This is a genomic window from Micromonospora parastrephiae, assembly GCF_016802865.1.
In the GTDB taxonomy this organism is placed as follows: Bacteria; Actinomycetota; Actinomycetes; order Mycobacteriales; family Micromonosporaceae; genus Micromonospora; species Micromonospora parastrephiae.
This window is the reverse complement of record NZ_JAEVHM010000113.1, coordinates 1-18,423: the sequence shown is the minus strand read 5'-3', so window position 1 is coordinate 18,423 and position 18,423 is coordinate 1. Positions and strand designations below refer to the sequence as shown.

11 protein-coding genes and 1 tRNA gene are annotated in these 18,423 nt (G+C 71.1%); 5 read left to right on the top strand and 7 right to left on the bottom strand.

Annotated elements, in window-relative coordinates; genetic code table 11:
• Positions 1-52: 52 nt before the first annotated feature.
• Positions 53-508 carry a GatB/YqeY domain-containing protein gene (locus JNW91_RS20675; protein ID WP_203177162.1) on the bottom strand — a complete coding sequence of 152 codons (456 nt, stop codon included), beginning with the start codon at positions 506-508 and terminating at the stop codon, positions 53-55.
• A gap of 25 nt (positions 509-533) precedes the next feature.
• On the opposite strand from JNW91_RS20675, the gene JNW91_RS20670 reads away from it, so the two are divergent.
• Both JNW91_RS20670 and JNW91_RS20665 read left to right on the top strand, forming a co-directional pair.
• Positions 534-1,427 carry a metallophosphoesterase gene (locus tag JNW91_RS20670; protein WP_203177161.1) on the top strand — a complete coding sequence of 298 codons (894 nt, stop codon included), beginning with the start codon at positions 534-536 and terminating at the stop codon, positions 1,425-1,427.
• Between the two features lie 224 nt (positions 1,428-1,651).
• A tRNA-Pro gene (locus JNW91_RS20665) sits at positions 1,652-1,728 on the top strand.
• A 100-nt stretch (positions 1,729-1,828) separates the two neighbouring features.
• Here JNW91_RS20665 and JNW91_RS20660 read toward each other — a convergent pair.
• Positions 1,829-4,435: a right-handed parallel beta-helix repeat-containing protein gene (locus JNW91_RS20660; protein WP_203177160.1), complete on the bottom strand. Its 2,607-nt coding sequence runs from the start codon at positions 4,433-4,435 to the stop codon at positions 1,829-1,831.
• A 261-nt stretch (positions 4,436-4,696) separates the two neighbouring features.
• Between JNW91_RS20660 and JNW91_RS20655 the strand changes: the two genes are divergently transcribed.
• Positions 4,697-5,512, top strand: coding sequence for a class I SAM-dependent methyltransferase (locus JNW91_RS20655; RefSeq protein WP_203177159.1), 816 nt, complete (start codon positions 4,697-4,699; stop codon positions 5,510-5,512).
• A gap of 79 nt (positions 5,513-5,591) precedes the next feature.
• Here JNW91_RS20655 and JNW91_RS20650 read toward each other — a convergent pair whose 3' ends face one another.
• Both JNW91_RS20650 and JNW91_RS20645 read right to left on the bottom strand, forming a co-directional pair.
• Positions 5,592-8,210: a DUF1565 domain-containing protein gene (locus tag JNW91_RS20650; RefSeq protein WP_203177158.1), complete on the bottom strand. Its 2,619-nt coding sequence runs from the start codon at positions 8,208-8,210 to the stop codon at positions 5,592-5,594.
• Between the two features lie 145 nt (positions 8,211-8,355).
• Positions 8,356-10,749, bottom strand: coding sequence for a right-handed parallel beta-helix repeat-containing protein (locus JNW91_RS20645; RefSeq protein ID WP_203177157.1), 2,394 nt, complete (start codon positions 10,747-10,749; stop codon positions 8,356-8,358).
• A 13-nt stretch (positions 10,750-10,762) separates the two neighbouring features.
• Here JNW91_RS20645 and JNW91_RS20640 point away from each other — a divergent pair, with 13 nt between their 5' ends.
• On the top strand, positions 10,763-10,933 hold the full coding sequence (locus JNW91_RS20640) for a hypothetical protein (protein WP_203177156.1): 171 nt from the start codon (positions 10,763-10,765) through the stop codon (positions 10,931-10,933).
• Positions 10,934-11,038: 105 nt separating this feature from the next.
• Here the strand turns inward: JNW91_RS20640 and JNW91_RS20635 are convergent, their stop codons facing one another.
• The 3 genes from JNW91_RS20635 to JNW91_RS20625 form a co-directional block, all read right to left on the bottom strand.
• The gene (locus tag JNW91_RS20635) at positions 11,039-13,654 is read right to left on the bottom strand and encodes a right-handed parallel beta-helix repeat-containing protein (RefSeq protein ID WP_203177155.1); all 2,616 of its coding nucleotides are present in this window, start codon (positions 13,652-13,654) and stop codon (positions 11,039-11,041) included.
• 182 nt (positions 13,655-13,836) lie between these two features.
• Positions 13,837-16,314: a right-handed parallel beta-helix repeat-containing protein gene (locus tag JNW91_RS20630; protein ID WP_203177154.1), complete on the bottom strand. Its 2,478-nt coding sequence runs from the start codon at positions 16,312-16,314 to the stop codon at positions 13,837-13,839.
• Positions 16,315-16,558: 244 nt separating this feature from the next.
• On the bottom strand, positions 16,559-17,032 hold the full coding sequence (locus tag JNW91_RS20625) for a hypothetical protein (RefSeq protein ID WP_203177153.1): 474 nt from the start codon (positions 17,030-17,032) through the stop codon (positions 16,559-16,561).
• Between the two features lie 85 nt (positions 17,033-17,117).
• On the opposite strand from JNW91_RS20625, the gene JNW91_RS20620 reads away from it, so the two are divergent.
• On the top strand, positions 17,118-18,423 hold a 1,306-nt coding region (locus JNW91_RS20620; RefSeq protein WP_203177152.1), incomplete at its 3' end, for an MFS transporter.

Below are 18,423 nucleotides of genomic sequence, written 5' to 3'. Positions count from 1 at the left end.
CTCTGCGGGGTGCCCGCCCGTTCGTCTGCCCGGACCAGCGCTGCCGCGCGGGTCAGAGGCCGAGCTGTCGGCGTACCTCGGCAGCCACCCGGCCGCCCTCGGCCTGGCCGGCCACGGCCGCCTGGGCCGCCTTCATCGCCGGGCCCATCTGGGCCTTGCCGGTGAAGCCGCCCTCGGCGAGCGCCCCCGCCACCAGCTCGGTCAGCTCGGCGTCCGAGAGCTGCTTGGGCAGGTAGCGGTCCAGCACCTCGCCCTCGGCGGTCTCCTTCGCGGCCTGCTCGGAGCGGCCGGCGTCGGCGAACGCGGTCGCCGCCTCCCGGCGCTTCTTGGCCTCCTTGGTCAGCACCGCGAGCACCTCGTCGTCGGTGAGCTCGCGCTTGGCCTTGCCGGCGACCTCGGCATTGCCGACGGCGGCCAGGGCCATCCGCAGCGTGGAGGTGGTCAGCTCGTCGCGCGCCTTGAGCGCGGAACGCATGTCGGCGGTGAGGCGGTCCTTCAGCGTGCTCATGGACGGTCAAACTACCCTGAACGCCATGCGAAAGCGCACACTATTCCGGCTTGCCGCCGGAACCGCCACGGTCGGCGCGGCCACCCTCGCGTACGCGTCGCTCGTCGAGCGCAACATGTTCACCCTGCGGCGGTACGACGTACCGATGCTGCCGGCGGACGCGGAGCCGCTGCGCGTACTGCATCTGTCGGACCTGCACATGATGCCCGACCAGGGGCGCAAGCAGCGCTGGGTGGCGTCGCTGGCCGCCCTCGACCCGGACCTGGTGGTCGTCACCGGTGACAACATGGCGCACCCCGGCGCGGTGCCGGGCGTGCTGCGGGCGCTGCAACCGCTGTTGGACTACCCGGGCGCTTTCGTGTTCGGCTCCAACGACTACACCGGTCCGGTGTTGAAGAACCCGTTCACCTACTTCCTGCCCGACCGGGAGTACACCGAGGGCGTCGACCTGCCCTACGAGGAACTGCGTCAGGTGTTCACCGGCGCCGGCTGGGTGGACCTCAACAACGCGCGGACCATGCTGAAGGCGGGCGGACGGCAGATCGACCTGGTCGGCGTGGACGACCCCCACATCGACCGGGACGACTACCCAACGGTGTCCGGCGCGGTCTCGTCCTCGGCCGACCTGTCCATCGCGCTGACCCACTCCCCCGAGCCGCGGGTGCTCGACCAGATGGCCGCGGACGGCTTCGGACTGCTGCTGGCCGGGCACACCCACGGCGGACAGGTCTGCGTACCGGGGTTCGGGGCGCTGGTGACGAACTGCGGGCTGCCCCGCTCGATGGCGCGTGGCCTGCACCGGTGGCCGGGGTCGGACTCCTGGTTGCACGTCTCCGCCGGCCTCGGCACCCACCCCACCGCGCCGGTGCGCTTCGCCTGCCCGCCAGAGGCCAGCATCCTCACCCTCATCCCCCGCTGATCCCGCGCCCCGGCGCGCCTCCCGCGCCCCGGCGCGCCTCCCGCGCCCCGGACGCCTCCCGCGTCAAGATCCGCGCAACTTCGGCGATGTTGCTGCCTCGCGCCGTCGGGAGGCACCAACATCGGGGAAGTTGCGCGGATCATGACCGCTCCGGGCAGGGTCGGCGGGCGGGGGTACCGAGTTTGACCATCGGGGCGCGTGGGCTACTATTTGTCGGCACGCCTCGGGGTGTGGCGCAGCTTGGTAGCGCGCTTCGTTCGGGACGAAGAGGTCGTCGGTTCGAATCCGGCCACCCCGACCAGGTAAGAGGGCACATCCGATCCATGGATGTGCCCTCTACTGTTTCCTGACGTGACCCCGCGGCCGCCGCCGGGACCCGGCGGCGGCCGCTCTGATCGGCGTCAGACGGCGGACGCGATGAAATAGCCGGACTGGTCGACGACAGCGTGGGTGGTCCCGCTGCTGTTGTGGAACAGCCCGACCCGGCCGGCCGCACCCACCTGCACCACGGCCAGGTTGGAGGCGGTCTCGCCGACCACGAAGTTGACGTTGGACGCGGTGGGCGGTGCGGTCTCGGCGGCCGGGTAGGCGGTCAGCAGACCGGGCGTGGTGGGCTCGGTGGCGGTCAGGTTGAGAACCGCCGCGGTCGCCTGCGGGCAGCCCGCAAGGCAGCCGGTCCCCTGGAACCCGGGCAGGAAGCGGGCGTCCTCCCGAGGCTGGAGCGGGCCGTACACCGACCGGTCCAGCAGGCCGACGCCCTGCCGGGTGTCCACCAACCGGCTGGGCGGCATCGGCACGTAGCTGTCGGCCGCGCCGGACGCGGCGGACCCGAAGTAGCCGGCCAGGTCCGCGACGACGTGGGTACTGCCGGAACTCTCGTTGTGGATGCTCACCCGGCCGCCGGTCACCGGGACGATGACGAGGTTCGGGATCGTCTGCCCGGCGACGAAGTTCAGGTTGGACGCCACCGGCACCGCCGCGCCGGCCGGGAACAGCTTGAGTACGCCGTTTGCCGTCGGACCGCTCGCCGTGACGTTGAGGATGACCGCCGTGGCGTCGGACGGCAGGGTGCCGGAGAGGTCCACCTGGCGGGTCGTGTTGGCGGGGAACGCCGTGGCGCCCGCACCGCGGGTGTCCAGCACCCGGGTCGGGACGAGCGTCTTCAGGCCGCTGCCGGCATCGCCGTACCAACCCTGGAGATCCGCGATGACGTGCACCGTACCGCCGCTGCCGTTGCGGATCCGGACCTTGCCGTTGCTCATCGGCACCGTTACCAGGTTCGGCACCGTTTCGCCGGCGACGAAGTTGACGTTCGAGGCGTTCGGTAGCGCCGTCCCGTCCGGGTAGACCGTGAGGAAGCCCGCCGTCGACGGCTGGGTGGCCGTCACGTTGAGCACCACCGCGGTGATGTCCGCCGCCGGCGTGCCGCCGACGCTCGCGATCGGCAGCACGACCTCCGAACCTCCGGGCACCGCCGTTCTGGTGGGCAGCCCGATGGCCGCGCGGGTGTCCAGCAGCCGGGCGGGTGCGACCGGGTGGTAGGTGGCCCCGACGACCGTGGCCATCTCACCGGCGTTGACGTCCCCGGCGGCGGCCACGACGGCCCGGTCCGCCTTACGGAAGCCCAGGTAGTTGATCCAGCCGGTCACCGAGACCTGGCCGGCGCGGCGGAAAGTGTGGGTCATGGACGGGCTGTGACCGACCCGCCAGAAACGCTCGTCGCCGAACTTGAACGCCACGGTGCCGCCCGGCCCGTCGGTCGGGTACGGCAGTTTGGGCGTGAGGGTCGCGACCACGTCCAGTGGGCCGCCCCCACCGCTGCGGCGGAAGGTCCTGCCGTCGAGCGCGCCCTTACCGACGTACTCGACGGCACCCCGGTCGTGGTAGCCGGAGCCGGTGCCGGTGTTGCTCACGTCCGGCGGATCCGCGTGCGGGTTGCGCAGCAGGTCCGTCGCGATGGCGCCGGGCGCGGTCGCGTCGGCGGAGTCGATCGCCGGCGACGCGGGGGTGAGCGGGTACCAGCCGAACGGGGATCCGGCCGGCCCGTCGATTCCGGCCCGCGCGACGATGTCGTGACCGGCCTGGCCGCTCGCGGCCTGGAAGTCCGCGAGGGTGGGGTGGGCGGTGCCGGCCCAGTCGTACGGGGCGCCGCCACTGGCCGGATCGATGAGGTTGTAGTCGACGGCCGTGCCCTGTGTCGATCCGGCGGAGACCGAGATCGCCGTCGCGCGGGACGGGGTGGCGCACCGTTCGGGGGCGTTGGCGACGCCCGCTGCGGTCTGGATGATGTTGTTGCGCAGCGAGAGCCCCGGCGATGTCCCGGTCACCAGGATGCCGGCGTCGCAGCGGTTGACGATGGTGTTGCCGGTGACCACTGTGCCCGGAGCGTCCGCGACGACCATCCGGCTGTCCCGGAAGGCGTTGCCGCTCACCACCGTCCCGCTGACCCCCGCGTCGACGGCCACACCCGCGACGTTGGTGTACGAGGCGAGGAAGTTGCGGCTGACGGTGACGTCACTCGACCCGCCGGTGAGGCGTACCAGCGCTGGCGCGTCCTCGTAGTTGCGGACCGCGAGACCGTCCAGCGTGATCCGGCTGGAACGGTTCACCACGATCGTCTCTTCGCTGCCCCAGGCGGAGACGGAGAAGCCCTCGATGACGATGTCGTGCACGTTGGAGAGGTGGAAGACCGTGTCGGTGATCCACGTGTTCTGGTAGGCGCCGACGTGGACCTCGCCGTCCGGGCCGTTGACCGCGCGGTAGGTGATCGGCGCGCCCTCGGTGCCGGACCGGTTGAAGAACACACCCTCCTGGTAGATGCCGGGCTGCACCAACACCGTCTGCCCCGGCTGCGCCACGGCCGCCGCCGACGCGATCATGCAGTACGGGTTCGCCATGCTCCCGTCGCCGCCGGTCGACCAGTCGCAGTGATTCTCGCTGACGTACACCTCGTTGGCCGGCGTGGCCGCCTGCGCGACAACCGGCGCCGGCCCGGCCGTCGCGGACACCGTCGGCCCCGTCAGGACCGCGCCCGCCGCTAGCGGTACGAGTGCGAGCAGTGACCGTCCACGAATCTTCATCAACGCCCCCGTGACGTCTCGACAGATGTGTGCCGCGGCAGCCTATATCGAGGCTCGTCGGGCCGCGTACCGGTGATCGCGCTGCCCGCCAGCGATCGGTGTCGTCAAAATAGGTGTTTCTGCCGATCTGCCAGGGTGGGGGCGGCACCTAGCGTCGGTGGCACAGCTACCGTCCGAGGGGGACCATCGATGACCACCGCAATCGATCTCAACGCCGTGAAGGCACGCCAGCAGGTGACCTGGGCCAGCGGCGACTACGGCGCGGTCGCCGCGCTCATCCACCCGATCTCCGAGTGGCTGGCGGCCGCGGCCGACCTGTCGGCCGGCGCCCGGGTGCTCGACGTGGCAACCGGCACCGGCAACGCCGCCATCGCCGCGGCCCGCTGCGGATGCGTGGTGACCGGCGTCGACTACGTACCCGAGTTGCTGGAGCGCGGCCAGGCCCGGGCGGCGGCGGAACGACTGCCGGTCACGTTCGTGACCGGCGACGCGGAGCGCCTGGCGTACGCCGACGGCTCGTTCGACGCGGTTCTCTCCGTCGTCGGCGTGATGTTCGCGCCGGACCAGGAGCGGGCGGCCGCCGAGATGCTGCGCGTCTGCCGGCCCGGCGGCACTGTGGCGCTGGCATCCTGGACGCCGCAGGGGTTCATCGGCGAACTGTTCCGCACGGTGGGGCGGCACGTACCGCCGCCGGCGGGGCTGCGCGCACCGGTCCAGTGGGGCGACGAGGGCAGGGTCCGCGAGTTGCTCGGCGGGTCCGTGGGCGACCTGCGGGCGGTACGCCGGGAGTTCGTCTTCCGCTTCGGCACTCCGGAGGAGTTCGCGCACTTCTTCCGGGCCAACTACGGCCCGACCCTGAAGGCGTTCGAGGCGCTGCCCGCGGAGCGGCGACCGCACCTGCACGCCGACCTGGTGGAGCTGGCCCGGACGCACAACCGGGCCACCGACGGCACGGTACGGATCCCGGCGGAGTACCTGGAGGTCGTGGCCGAGCGAACGGCGTGAGGACGACCATCGGTGAAACGGCCGGAGCCGGCACCGCCAAACGAGCGGTGCCGGCTCCGGGTCGGATCGTTCGGTTCGCTCAGGGGTTGGTGGCGATGAAGTGGCCGGCCTGGTCGACCACGACGTCTGCACTGCCACCGCTGTTGTTGGTCAACGTCACGGACCCGTTGGCACCCACTCGGACCACTGCGGCGTTCGATGCCGTCTCCCCGGCCACAAAGTTCACGTTCGAGGCGGCCGACGGCGCCTCACCCTTGGGCTGTGCGGTGAGGACACCCGGAGCCGTCGGCCCGGTGACCGTCAGGTTGGCCACCAACGCGGTTGGCTTCGGCGTGTTGTCGTTGCCGTTCGGATCGAGGAAGGGCACCAACAGGTCGACCGACGAGAACTGGGGCAGAGTGCTCCCGCGGATTCCGGACCGGGTGTCGAGGATCCGCTGAGGGCCGTACGGGACGAAGCCGTCGGTGGCGCCGGTGCCGTACCAACCGGCCAGGTCCGCGAGCACGTGGGTGGTGCCGGAGCTGACGTTCTGGATGACGAGCCGGCCGTTCACCACCGGCACCGTCACCAGGTTGGGGATGGTCTGGCCGGCGACGAAGTTCAGGTTGGACGCCGTCGGCACGGACGAACCGGCCGGGAACAGGGTGAGGACCCCGTTCGCCGTAGGCTGGGTGGCCGTCACGCTCAGCACGACGGCCTTGGCACCCGCCGGCACTCGCCCGGCCAGGTCAAGCACCCGGTAACTGTTCGCGGGGATCGGCGTGCCCGCGTTGGCCCGACTGTCCAACACCCGGGTCGGCGACAGAGGCTTGAAGCCGTCGCCCACCCCGGAGTAGAAGCCCTGCAGGTCGGCAACGACGTGCACCGTCCCGCCGGCGTTGTTACGGATGCGCAGGTTGCCGTTGGACATCGGCACCGTGACCTGATTCGGCACCGTCTCGCCCGGGACAAAGTTGACGCTCGACGCCGAGGGTGCCGTCGTGCCGTCGGGGTAGACGGTGAGATAACCGGCGCTGGCCGGCTGGGTGGCCGTCACGTTCAGCACCACGGCCGTGATGTTCGAGGCCGTGACCCCGTTGATCGACATGATCGGCAGGACGATCTCGGAGTTGGCCGCGATGGGAACGGTGGTGCTGATCCCGACGGCTGCGCGTGTGTCGAGCAGACGGGTCGGGGCGACCGGAGTGAACATCGCGCCCAGGACCGCGCACTCTCCACCCAGCGGCACGATCACGGTCGGCGGGACTACCCGGAAGTTGTCGAAACGGATGTCGTTGTCCACACAGGCGGCGCCGGCGCGGAGGAGCCGGTAATCGGCTGGCTCGATCGGTCCCACCCGGTAGAACCGATCGTTGCTGAACCTACGGGCCACCTTGCCCACCGGGCCATCGGTGGGCCACGCATGGCTGACCGTCAGAGGGGCGGTGAAGTCCAGCGAGGAACCGCCAGGCTTGCTCTGGACCCCGTACCCACTCACCGTCCGGCCGCCCTGGAGCTCCACCGCGCCCCGGTCGTGGTAGCCGTTACCGGTACCCGTGTTGGGCACGGTGGGCGCGTCGGCGTGCGCGTTGTCCAGCAGGTCGGTGCGAGTGACGCCGGGCGCCGTGGCGTCGGCGGCGTCCACCGCCGGCGAGGCGGCGGTCAGCGGGAACCAGCCGCGCTCGGTGCCCTGCTTCTCCCCGAGCAGGGCCGGGGCCAGGATGTCGTGAGCGCCCTGCCCCGTCGCCGCCCGGAACGACGCCAGATCGGCGTGATCGGTGTCGCCCCACCGGTAGACAGCCCCACCACTGGCCGGGTCGATCAGGTTGTAGTCGGCCTCCGTACCGCCGGTGACGGCGGCGGTGGCAACCGAGATCGCGGGTGCGGTCGTCGGGTCGGTACAGGCCCCCGGCCCCGGGACCGGCCCGGAACCGGTGCGCAGGATGTTGTTCCGGATGCTCCCGCCGGTCGAGACACCGGCCAGCACGATCCCGGTCGCGCAGTCGGTCACCACGGTGTTGCCGGTGATCCGGGCTCCCGGCGCGTCGGTCACGGCGACCCGGGTCTTGAAGAAGGTACTGGCGCTGACCACGGCGCCCGAGACCCCCGCCTCGACGGCCACCCCGATGGCACCGGTGGCCGAGCTGGAGAACCAGCCCCGGCTGACCGTCACATCGCTGGACGAGCCCGTCACCCGGACCGCGGGCAGGGTGCCCGCGCCAGCGGCAATGCCGTCCACGGTGACGCGCTGGGCCCCGTTGACCAGGACCGGCACGGCGTCACCACGGCCGGCGAGCGTGAAGCCCTCGACCACGACGTCGTGCACGCCGGAGATCGTCAGCGGCGTGCCGCTGAGCGTGTAGTGGCCGACGCGGACGATGCCTCGTGACGTGTTGACCGCACGGACGACGATCGGCGCGGACTCCGTGCCGGACCGTGTGACCGTCACCTTCTCCGCGTAGTCCCCCGGCTGCACGAGCACCGTCTGGCCCGGCTGGACGACAGCCAACGCGGCACCGATCGTGCAGTAGGGCGCGGCCTCGCTGCCGTCGCCGGCCGGCTTGCAGTCGCGCTGGCTGACGTACACCTCGGAGCCGGCGGTCGCGGCCTTGGCCGGGGCTGGCGCGGATGCCGCCACCGCTGGCGCGGCGGGCCCGGCAAGGCCCACACCCGCCAGCAGCGGTATGACCGCGAGCTGCGCCGACCTGTGTCTCTTCATCAACTGTCCCCCGTGGAAGCCGAGCGATTCTCGCCGCAGCCTATATCCACGGGTGCCGTGCCGGCTGTCCCGACCACTGGCATGAAGACAGCCGGCGCCCACCCGCTGCTCGCGGGGTGGGCGCCGGCTCTATGGGTACGCGGGGTCAGGACGCGGCGGCGATGAAGTAGCCCGCCTGGTCGATGATCACGTGGGTGTGGCCGGAGGTGTTGTTGAACAGCACGACGAGCCCGTATTCACCGACGCCGACGATGGCGTGGTTGGTGGCGGTCTCGCCAACGACGTAGTTGACGTTCGAGGCGGTCGGCCGGTCCGGTCCGTTCGGGTGGATGGTGAGCACGCCGGCGTTGGTCGGTGCGGTGACGGTCAGGTTCGCCACCAGCGCCGTCGGCTGTGGCGCACTCTTGTCGCCCCTCGGATCGAGGAAGGGCACGGCGAGCGCACCCCAGCCGTACGGCCCGAGCGGTGCCCCCTCGCCTGTCCGGGTGTCGTAGATCCGGGTCGGGCCGAACGGCACGAAGACATCCGTCGCGCCGCCACCGAACCAACCCGCGAGGTCGGCCACCACATGGGTACGCCCGGAGCTGACGTTCTGGATGGCCACCTTGCCATTCACCACCGGCACCATCACCAGGTTCGGAATCGTCTGCCCGGCGACGAAGTTCAGATTCGACGCCACCGGCACGGCCGTGCCGAACGGATGAACCGTGAGCACCCCACTTGTCGTCGGCTCCGTCGCGGTCACATTGAGCACCACCGCCGTCGCACCAGACGGAACCCGACCGGACAGATCCAGCGTCCGACCGGTGTTCGGCGCGAACGCCGAGTTACCGGCACCCCGCGTGTCCAGCACCCGCACCGGAGCGACCGACCGGAACCCCGAACCACCAGCCGAGTAGTAACCCTCCAGGTCGGCGACGACGTGCACGGTACCGCTGGATTTGTTGACGATCACGACCCTGCCGGCGTCCAACACCGGCACGGTGACCAGGTTCGGCACCGTCTCGCCGGCAACGAAGTTGACACTCGAAACGGCAGCCGGCCCGCCCGCCGGGTATACCTGCAGGAACCCGGCAGCGGCCGGCTGGGTGGCGGTCACGTTCAGCACGACGGCGCTGACGTCCCTCTCCGGCACCCCGTTGAGTGGCGAAAGCGAGAGCTCGACCGTCTGGTTGGGCGCGATCGGCACGGTCGGGTAGCCGCCGATCCCGGCGCGGGTGTCGAGCACCCGCCGCGGCGACACCGGCGTGTAGGCGGCACCCAGCACGATGCAGGTCGTCACCGGGCTTTCCCGGAACTTCCGGAAGTCGTTGAAGCTGACCTGGTGGGCCTCGCAGGCCCTGCCGGCACGGCGGAAGCGGTGGTCCTCGGACCCCAGCGGCAGCACCCGACGGTGCTCCTCATCGAGCCAGTTGCGCGATACCTTGCCCAGTGGGCCGTCGGTGGTCCAGGCGGTGGCGACGGAAAGTTCGACGGTCACGTCCAGGGGAGTGCCGCCCGCCTTCCGCCGGATCGGCAACTCCTTGACCGTCACCGGCCCCTGGGCCTCGACCGCGCCCCGGTCGTGGTAGCCCGAACCGGTGCCGGTGTTGGCCTTCGCCGGGTCGTCCGCGTGTGGGTTGTCCAGCAGGTCGGTACGGGAGACGCCCTCCGCGGTGGCATCGGCCGAGTCGACGGCCGGCGAGTTCGGGGCGATCTCGTAGTACGGCCGATCGGTCGCGTCCGTCGAACGCAGCCCGGGGTTCGCGGCGATGTCGTGCGCGCCGTGACCGGTGGCGGCGACGAACTCGGGCAGGTTGGTGTACTCGGTGGCACCCCACCGGTACAGCGGGCCACCACTGGCCGGCTCGATCAGGTTGTAGTCCGCCACGGTCTGCGGAACGCTCTCGGCCGAGACGGCGATCGCGGTCGCCTCCGACGGCACCCCACACGCCTCCGCGTCACCGAGCGCGCCGGTGGCGGTCTCCAGGATGTTGTTCCGGATCGACACGCCCGGCGATGCTCCGGTGACGTTCACCGCCAGCGTGCAGTCGGTCTCCAGGGTGTTACCGACGATCTTCGTGCCGGGCGCGTCCCGCACCGTGATCCCGCTCTGGGTGAAGGTGCTCGCGGTCACCAGGGCGCCGCGCACCCCTGGATCCACCGACAGACCGCTGCCCGACCGGAAGGCGCTACGACTCACCGTGACGTCCTGGGATGCGCCGGTGATCCGGACCGCTGCCGGGGCGTCGTACTCGGAGGCGACAAGCCGGTCCAGGGTGATCCGGGAGGAGCCATCGACGAGGACGGCCTCGGCCGTGCCCTCACCGGACGCCAGGAACCCATCGAGGACCACGTCGTGGACACCGCGAAGGGTGAAAGTGCTCTCGCTGCCGATGGCGCCACGTCGCTTGCCCACCTTCACCACCGTGGCACTGCTTCCCGGCCCGTTCAGCGCCCGGAAGGTGATCGGCGCACCCTCGGTCCCCGAGCGGCTGATCACCACGGACTCCCGGTAGTCGCCGGGCCGGACCAGGACAGTCTGTCCGGGTCGGACCACGTCCACTGCCTCAGTGACAGTGCAGAAGGGGCTGGAGGCGCTGCCATTCCCGTCGTTCAAGCAGTTGGCCGAGTCGACGTACCACTCCGTGACGGCGGCGGTGGCGACGTGGGAGCGGTGGCGGGCAGGGGTGCCGTCGCCGAGGCGGGCACCGCCGGCACGGCCAGGCCCGCGCCAACGGTGAGTGGTACGAGCGCGAATCGCGCAAAGAGCACGGATCGTGTCATCAATCATTCCTGTGGGAAGTGGAGCTTCGAGTAGCGGTCGGCCGAAAGGACCAGCCGCCGGATCAGGACGCGGCGGCGATGAAGTAGCCGGACTGGTCGACGATCACGTGGGACGTACCGCCGCTGTTGTGGAAGAGGTCGACGCCGGAGCCCACCGCGACCACGGCGGCGTTCGACGCGGTCTCACCGGCGACGAAGTTGACGTTCGAAGCGGTGGGTCGCTGCCCGCCGCCCGGGTGGACGGTGAGCACGCCCGGCCTGGTCGGCGCGGTGACGGTCACGTTCCCCACCACCGCGGTCGGGGCCGGGCAGGCCGGCGCGCAGATCACGTCGCTCTTGAACGGCGCGAAGCGGACGGTCTCCCCGGCCGCGAGGGGAGCAGGCGTACGGCCGGGTAGCCCGGTGCTGTCCCGGGAGTCCACGATCCGCGTCGACGTCATCGGAACGAACGTCTGGGTGGCGTCCGGGCTGAACCAGCCGGCCAGGTCCGCGACCACGTGGGTGGTGCCGGAGCTGTTGTTGAGGATGCTGACCCGGCCGTTCACCACCGGCACGGTGACCAGGTTGGGGATGGTCTGCCCGGCGACGAAGTTGAGGCTGGACGCCGTAGGTGCGGTCGAGCCGTACGGATAGACCGTGAGCACGCCGCTGGTCGTCGGGGCGGTGACCGTCACCGAGAGCACGGCCGCCGTCGCGCCGACGGGCAGCCACTCCGACAGGTCGAGTGGTCGGGTGCCCATCGCCGGAAACGGCGTGCCGGTTCCCGCGCGGGTGTCGAGCACCCGCGTCGGCGACACCGACGCGAAGCCGGACCCGTTCGCGGCGTAGAAACCCTGGAGGTCGGCGACCAGGTGGACGGTGCCCGAGCTGTAGTTGGTGAACCGGACCGAGCCGTCGATGACGGGCACGGTCACCTGGTTCGGCACCGTCTCACCCTTCACGAAGTTGAGGTTGGACGAACCGCTGAAGGCGCCGGTCGAGTCGACCCTGATGAAGCCGGAGACGTCAGGTTGGGTCACCGTCACGTTGAGGACGACCGCACTGATGTCTTCCTGCGCCACTCCGGCGATGCTGCCGACCGGCAGCTCGACCGTCCCCCACGCGGTGACCGGTCGGGTGTCGGGCACGCCGATGCGGGCGCGGGTGTCCAGCAGCCGGGTCGGCGTCACCGGTACGTAGCGCGCACCGACCTGGGTGCAGACCCGTTCCTCGTTCGACGTGGGCAGCCGGAAGTCGGTCTGGGAAGCCTGCACCTGTACGCAGGCGTCGCCGGCTCGCCGCAGCGTGTACTCCGCGGTGGCGGAGTCGGTCACCCGCCAGAACCGCCTGCCGGTGAGGTAGTAGGCGTACTTGGTTCGCTCCCGCTCGACGGGCCAGGCGAAGTGCGTGCCCGACCGTGCGACCACGTCGAACGGACCGCCGCCAATCTTGCGCTCGACTCGGAGCGGGTCCTGGGTGACGGGGCCCCGGGCCTCCACCGACCCCCGGTCGCGGTATCCGCTGCCGGTGCCGGTGTTCGGCGCGGCCGGGTCGTCGGCGAAGGACCCGTCGAGCATGTCGGTGTCCAGGGCACCGGGGGCGTTCGCGTCGGCGGAGTCCCGGGCCGGCGACCCGTCCCTGGTCTCCAGGTAGACCCGGTCCCATCCGTTCACCAGCGTGAGCTTCGGGTCGGCCGAGAGGTCGTGGGCGGCCTGCCCGGTCGCCGCGACGAACGACGCGAGGGTGGGGTGGTCGGTGCCCGCCCAGGTGTAGGGCATCCCACCGCTGGTCGGATCGAACAGGTTGTAGTCGGTGCTGCTTCCGGCCACCGACTCGGCGGAGAGCCGGACGCCGACGGCGTCCGCCGGGGTCTTGCAGACGTGGCGCTGGCGGGTCGTGACGACGATGTTGTTGCGGATCGAGGCACCCGGCGAACTGCCGGCCAGGTCGATGCCACGGCGGCAGTCGACGTGGAACGTGTTGCCGGTGACGGTGAGGCGGGGGGCGTCCGTCGCGGTCAGGCCGGAGCCGTCGAACTGGCTGGCGGTGACGGTCGTGTCGGTGACGCCCGGCTCGACGGCCACGGACGGGCCGTTCGGGTTGTAGACGAAGCTACGGCTCAGGGTCACCCGGCTCGACGCACCGCTGATCCGTACCCCGCTGGGGCCGTAGCTGCCGGTCTCGACGGAGAGCTTGTCGAGGCGGACCCGCTGGGAGCCCCGCACCGTGACGGCGTCGGCGTAGGGGGCTCCGAACACGACCAGGCCCTCCACCGTGACGTCGTGCACGCCACTGAGGTCGAGGATGGTCCCGGTAACCGCCGCGGTGTTGTATCGGCCGACCCTCGCCATCTGCCAATCGACGTTGACGGCGCGGAAGGTGATCGGCGCGGACTCGCTGCCGGACCGGGTGAACCGGACCTTCTCGGGGTACTCCCCCGGGTGGATCAGCACCGTCTGACCTGGACCGGCCACCGCCGCCGCTTCGGAGATGGTGCAGAACGGCCGCTGCTCACTGCCGTCGCCGCTGCTCTGACACCAATGTTCGCTGACGTAGAGCTCATCGCTGGCCGCGGCTGCGGCGACCGGCGCGGCCGCGACGGGCGCGGGCGCCGCCGCGGCGGGCACCGTGGGCCCGACCAGGGCCGCGCCGCCAATCAGTGGTACGAGCGCGAGCCGCGCCCACCGTCGGATGTCCATAAGCGGCCCCCGCGCCAAAGTCGATCATGCAAGTTCGCGGAGACTACCGTGACCGATACCGATGTGGGCAGCGCCGGCTGGATCGCGTGTCGGACCCGATCGGCTCGACAACAGAGTCGAACGGCGCGGCGGCCGGGTACCGATCGATCCGGTACCCGGCCGTCGCGGACCGCAGCCCCGCCTCAGAAGGCCGAGGCGATGAAGTACCCGGACTGGTCGGCGATGAGGTGCGCCGTACCGGAGCTGTTGTTGAAGACATCCACGTACTCGCCGGCGGCTTTCGACACGACCAGGTTGGAGGCGGTCTCCCCGGCCACGAAGTTGACGTTCGACGCGGTCGGTCTCGCCGCCCCACTTGGGTACGCGGTCAGCACGCCCGCCGCCGTCGGCTCGGTGACGGTCAGGTTCAACACCCCGGCGGTCACCGGCGGGCACCCCGTCCCGCACCAGGTGTCGCTGGCAATCGGGGCGCTGCCCACGGCAAAGGCGGGAAACGGGCCGGGGTGCAGCACCCTGAGCCATCCGGAGTCGTCGCGGGAGTCCGCAACCCGGTCCTCCGAAGGCACGTAGGTCTGGTCCGCTCCGGAGGCGGCCGAGCCGAAGTAGCCGGCCAGGTCGGCGATCACGTGGGTGGTTCCCGAACTGGTGTTACGGATCATGACCTTTCCCGCGACCACCGGCACGACGACCAGGTTGGGGATGGTCTGCCGGGCCACGAAGTTCAGGTTCGAGGCGAGCGGCGCCGGCGTACCGTCCGGGTAGACGCTGAGCACGCCGGCTGCCGTCGGCGCGGTGACGGTGACGTTGAGGATCGCGGCGGTGACGTCCGCCGGCAGCTTCCCGGAGAGGTCCAGACGCCGCTCACCGTTCGCGGCCAGTGGGAGCCCGCTGCCGGTACGGGTGTCCAGCACCCGGGTCGGGTCGAGCGTCTTGAACCCGGAGCCCTGCCGACTGTAGACGCCCTGCAGGTCGGCGAGCAGGTGGACGGTGCCGCCGCTGCGGTTCACCAACCGGACCACTCCACCGTGCACCTTCGTCATGACCAGGTTCGGAACCGTCTCGTTGGCGACGAAGTTGACGCTCGACGAGCCGACCTCCCCACCCGGGGCGCGGACGCTGATGAAGCCCGACCTGGTGGGGGCGGTGACGGTCAGGTTCAGCACCACCGCGATGACGTCCGCGGTCGGCACGCCACCGACGGCCGGAATCGGCACGGCGACCTCGCCGTCGGCCGGCACCGGGGTGGTGGTGGCGGTGCCGATCGCCGCCCGGGTGTCCAGCAACCGCGTCGGGGCGGACGGCGTGTACCTCGTACCGACCCTCGTGCACAGGCTGCTTCTCTTCGGGTCCGCTCGCCGGAACCCGTCGTGGCTGATCGCGATGGAGACGCAGCCCCGGCCGGCCTGTCGGAAGGAGGACGCGACCGAGCGGGCGGACGTGACGACCGGGTAGCGCTTTCCATCGAAGCTGTAGGCGATCACGCCGCCCTCCCCGTCCACCGGCCAGGCGAACTGCGGGATTCCGGTCGCCGTCACCGCGAACGAGTCGTCGCCGGGTTTCTGCCGGAGGTCGTACTGCCCGTTCCCGGGGGAACCCTGAGCCTCCACCGCACCCCGGTCGTGGAAGCCGTTGCCGGTGCCGGTGTTCGGCATGGCGGGGTTGTCGCTGTGCGGGTTGCCCACCATGTCGGTACGCGTCACACCCGGTGCCGAGGCGTTCGCGGAATCGACGGCGGGTGACGCCGGGTCGGTCGGAATGAAGACCCTCGGTCCGCCACTCGTGGTTCCGGCGATCAGCGGGTCGGCGACGAGATCGTGCCCACCCTGCCCGGTCGCCGCCTGGAACGACGACAGGTCGGAGTAGGCGGTGCCGGCCCACTGGTAGAGGGGACCGCCACTGATCGCGTCGATCAGGTTGTAGTCGGCGACTGTTCCTGCGGTCGGCGGCACGGCGACCGCGATGGCGGTCGCGTTCTGCGGTGTCGTGCAGGTGGCGGCGTGGAACGGGCTCGTGCGCACGATGTTGTTCTGAATCGAGAGCCCGGTCGAGGTGCCGGCCACGTCGATCGCCCGCAGACAATTGGTCAGCACCGTGTTGTTGGTGACGACCAGCCCGGGGGCATCGGTGGCCAGCAGACCGCCCAGGTAGAGCTGATTGTTGACGACCACGGTCCCGCTGACACCCGGATCGATCCGTAGAGCGAGACCTCCCGACGGGGCCAGCCATGACCGGCTGATGGTGACACCTGTGGAGTTGCCGGTGACCTGCACGACCGCCGGTGCACGCGACGCGCGGGCGGTGATCCCGTCCACGGTGACTCGCGTCGAGGCGTTGACCACGACGGGTATCGCGGTGGCGGTCTCCCTGATGACGAAGCCCTCGACCACGACGTCGTGCACTCCGGTGAGAGTGAAGACGGTGCCCACCACGGTGTCGCCGATGTTGCCGACCTGGGCGGAGCTGCGGTCGGTGTTGACGGCACGGAAGGTGATCGGGGCACCCTCGGCGCCCGATCGGGTCACGGTCACCGACTCGGGATAGTTCCCGGGCTGCACCAGCACCGTCTGGCCGGGCTGCGCCACCGCCGCCGCAGCCGAGATCGTGCAGTACGGCGCCTGCTCGCTGCCGTCGGCGGCCGGCGCGCAGTCCGTGCTGCTCACGTACAGCTCATTGGCCGGACCGGCCTCCGTACGGGCAACCGGCGCCGGCGCCCCCAGCGCAGGCGCCGTCGGTCCCACCAGGCCCGCACCCAGCAGCGGTACGACCGCCAGCCCTGCCCACACACGTCTATCCACCAACAGCCCCCGTGACTAAGTCGATCATGTTGCGCGTGAGCGTATCGCTGCGCCAACCCCTGCGATCAGCGCCGATCGGTCGACACCCGCACCCGTTCGGCCGGAGGCGTCAGTCGTTCCGTTCGGTGCGCTCGATCTCGGCGAACGCCGCGCTCAGGTAACCGTCGACCGGTCGCCCCGTCACCGCCAGCAGGTCGGCCACGAGCAGCGGACCGTGCCGGGCGAGCGCGGCCGGATCGGGCGGAGAGTCGTCCTCGCCCGGGTCGTACACGCCGAGCGCCCCGGCCAGCAGGACCAGCACGACGTGCGGGTCGACGTCCGGCCGCCAGGTGGCCGCCGCGCGGACGCAACGCTCCAGCACCTGCCGTACGTCGTCGCCGTCCAGGCCGTCACGATGGGTCGCCTCCAGCAGCAATCGCACCACGGAACCCAGCACCAGGCCGGAACGCTCGGCCCTGGCGAGCCGGTCGGCAGCCACCTCGTACGCCTCGTTGTCACGAGCTTTCGCAGCCTCGACCGCGTCGGTGGCGGCGCCGGCGATCTCGCGGGCGGATGCGGGCAGGTGTCGCCAGGTCACGCTCACCGGGCCAGCATGGCAGAGCGCACCGACAGCCGCCGCCTCGGTAAACAGTTCGCGCGGTGTCACACCCGGCGAACAGAATGCGGTCATGTTGCGTCGCGCCCTACCTCGCCGTCCGGAAGCTCGCCGGCTCCTCGTCGGCACCCTGCTGTCGGCGATCGGGCGTGGCCTCACCCTGCCGTTCCTGTTCATCTACCTGACCGACGTACGCGGACTCACCGACACCCGCGCCGGCCTGGTGATCGGCTGGTACGGCGCGGTCACCCTGGCCCTGTCGCCGCTGGGCGGAACGCTGATCGACCGGTTCGGAGCCCGCCGGGTGGTGCTGCCCTGCCTGCTGATCGAGGCGGTGGGCACCGGCTCGCTGGCCCTGGTCGACTCGAGCGCCTCCGCGTTCGCGGTGATGACGGTCATCGCGGTCGGCAGCTCGGCGATCTGGTCCGGGCAGAACACCATCCTGGCCTCGCTGACCGACGACGGTGAGCGGCAACGCGTCTTCGGGCTGAACTTCGCGCTGCTCAATCTCGGTATCGGCATCGGCGGCATGACCTCCGGCGCGATCATCGACACCGGGCGGCCGGGCACCTTCCAGACGGTCTACCTGCTGGACGCAGTGAGCTACCTGATGCCGGCGCTGATCCTGCTCACCCTTCCGGGTGTCGGGCATCGTCTCGGCGCCGGCCGGACCGCTGACCAGCCGTCGCCCGGCGGCTACCTGACCGTGCTCCGCGACCGTCCGTTCCGCCGGCTGGTGATCTTCGGGCTGGTCCTCACCACCTGCGGGTACGCCCAGATCGAGGTCGGCTTCGCCGCGTACGCCGTGCGGGTCGCCGAGGTGAGCCCGCGCGTGGTGGCCTGGGCGCTCGCGGCGAACACCGTGATGATCGTGCTCGCCCAACTCCTGGTGATCCGCCGGATCGAGGGCCGCAGCCGCACCGCCGCGCTGGCCCTGGTCGGGGCGGTGTTCGCCACCGCCTGGCTGGTCCTCGGTGCCGCTGACCTGGTCAGCACCGGGGACGCCGTCCTGGCCGCGCTGTGCGTGGTGGCCTGCTCGGCGATCTTCGGCTTCGGCGAGACGATGCTGTCACCGGTGATGCCGGCGCTGACCAACGCGCTGGCCACCGACGAGCTGCGCGGTCGGTACAACGCGATGAGTTCGATGATCTTCGGAATCAGCGGCGTGATCGGCCCGGTCACCGCCGGCCCGCTCATCGGTGCCGCCGACGGCAAGGTGTGGGTGGCGACCGTGGTCGGCGGCTGCCTGGTCGCCTCGCTGGTCGCGCTCTCCCTGCGCAGGCTGCTCACCCCCGCCCAGGACGGTCGGGAGACCACAACCCCCACCTTCCCCGAGCCGACCCCCGCCCCCGCCTCGACCCCGCACCCCGCACCCCGCA

Excerpts from the sequence above, each read along its gene's own strand:
- JNW91_RS20670 (WP_203177161.1), top strand. The coding sequence starts at position 534 with ATGCGAAAGCGCACACTATTCCGGCTTGCCGCCGGAACCGCCACGGTC.
- JNW91_RS20635 (WP_203177155.1), bottom strand. The coding sequence starts at position 13,654 with ATGGACATCCGACGGTGGGCGCGGCTCGCGCTCGTACCACTGATTGGC.
- JNW91_RS20650 (WP_203177158.1), bottom strand. The coding sequence starts at position 8,210 with ATGAAGAGACACAGGTCGGCGCAGCTCGCGGTCATACCGCTGCTGGCG.
- JNW91_RS20675 (WP_203177162.1), bottom strand. The coding sequence starts at position 508 with ATGAGCACGCTGAAGGACCGCCTCACCGCCGACATGCGTTCCGCGCTC.
- JNW91_RS20655 (WP_203177159.1), top strand. The coding sequence starts at position 4,697 with ATGACCACCGCAATCGATCTCAACGCCGTGAAGGCACGCCAGCAGGTG.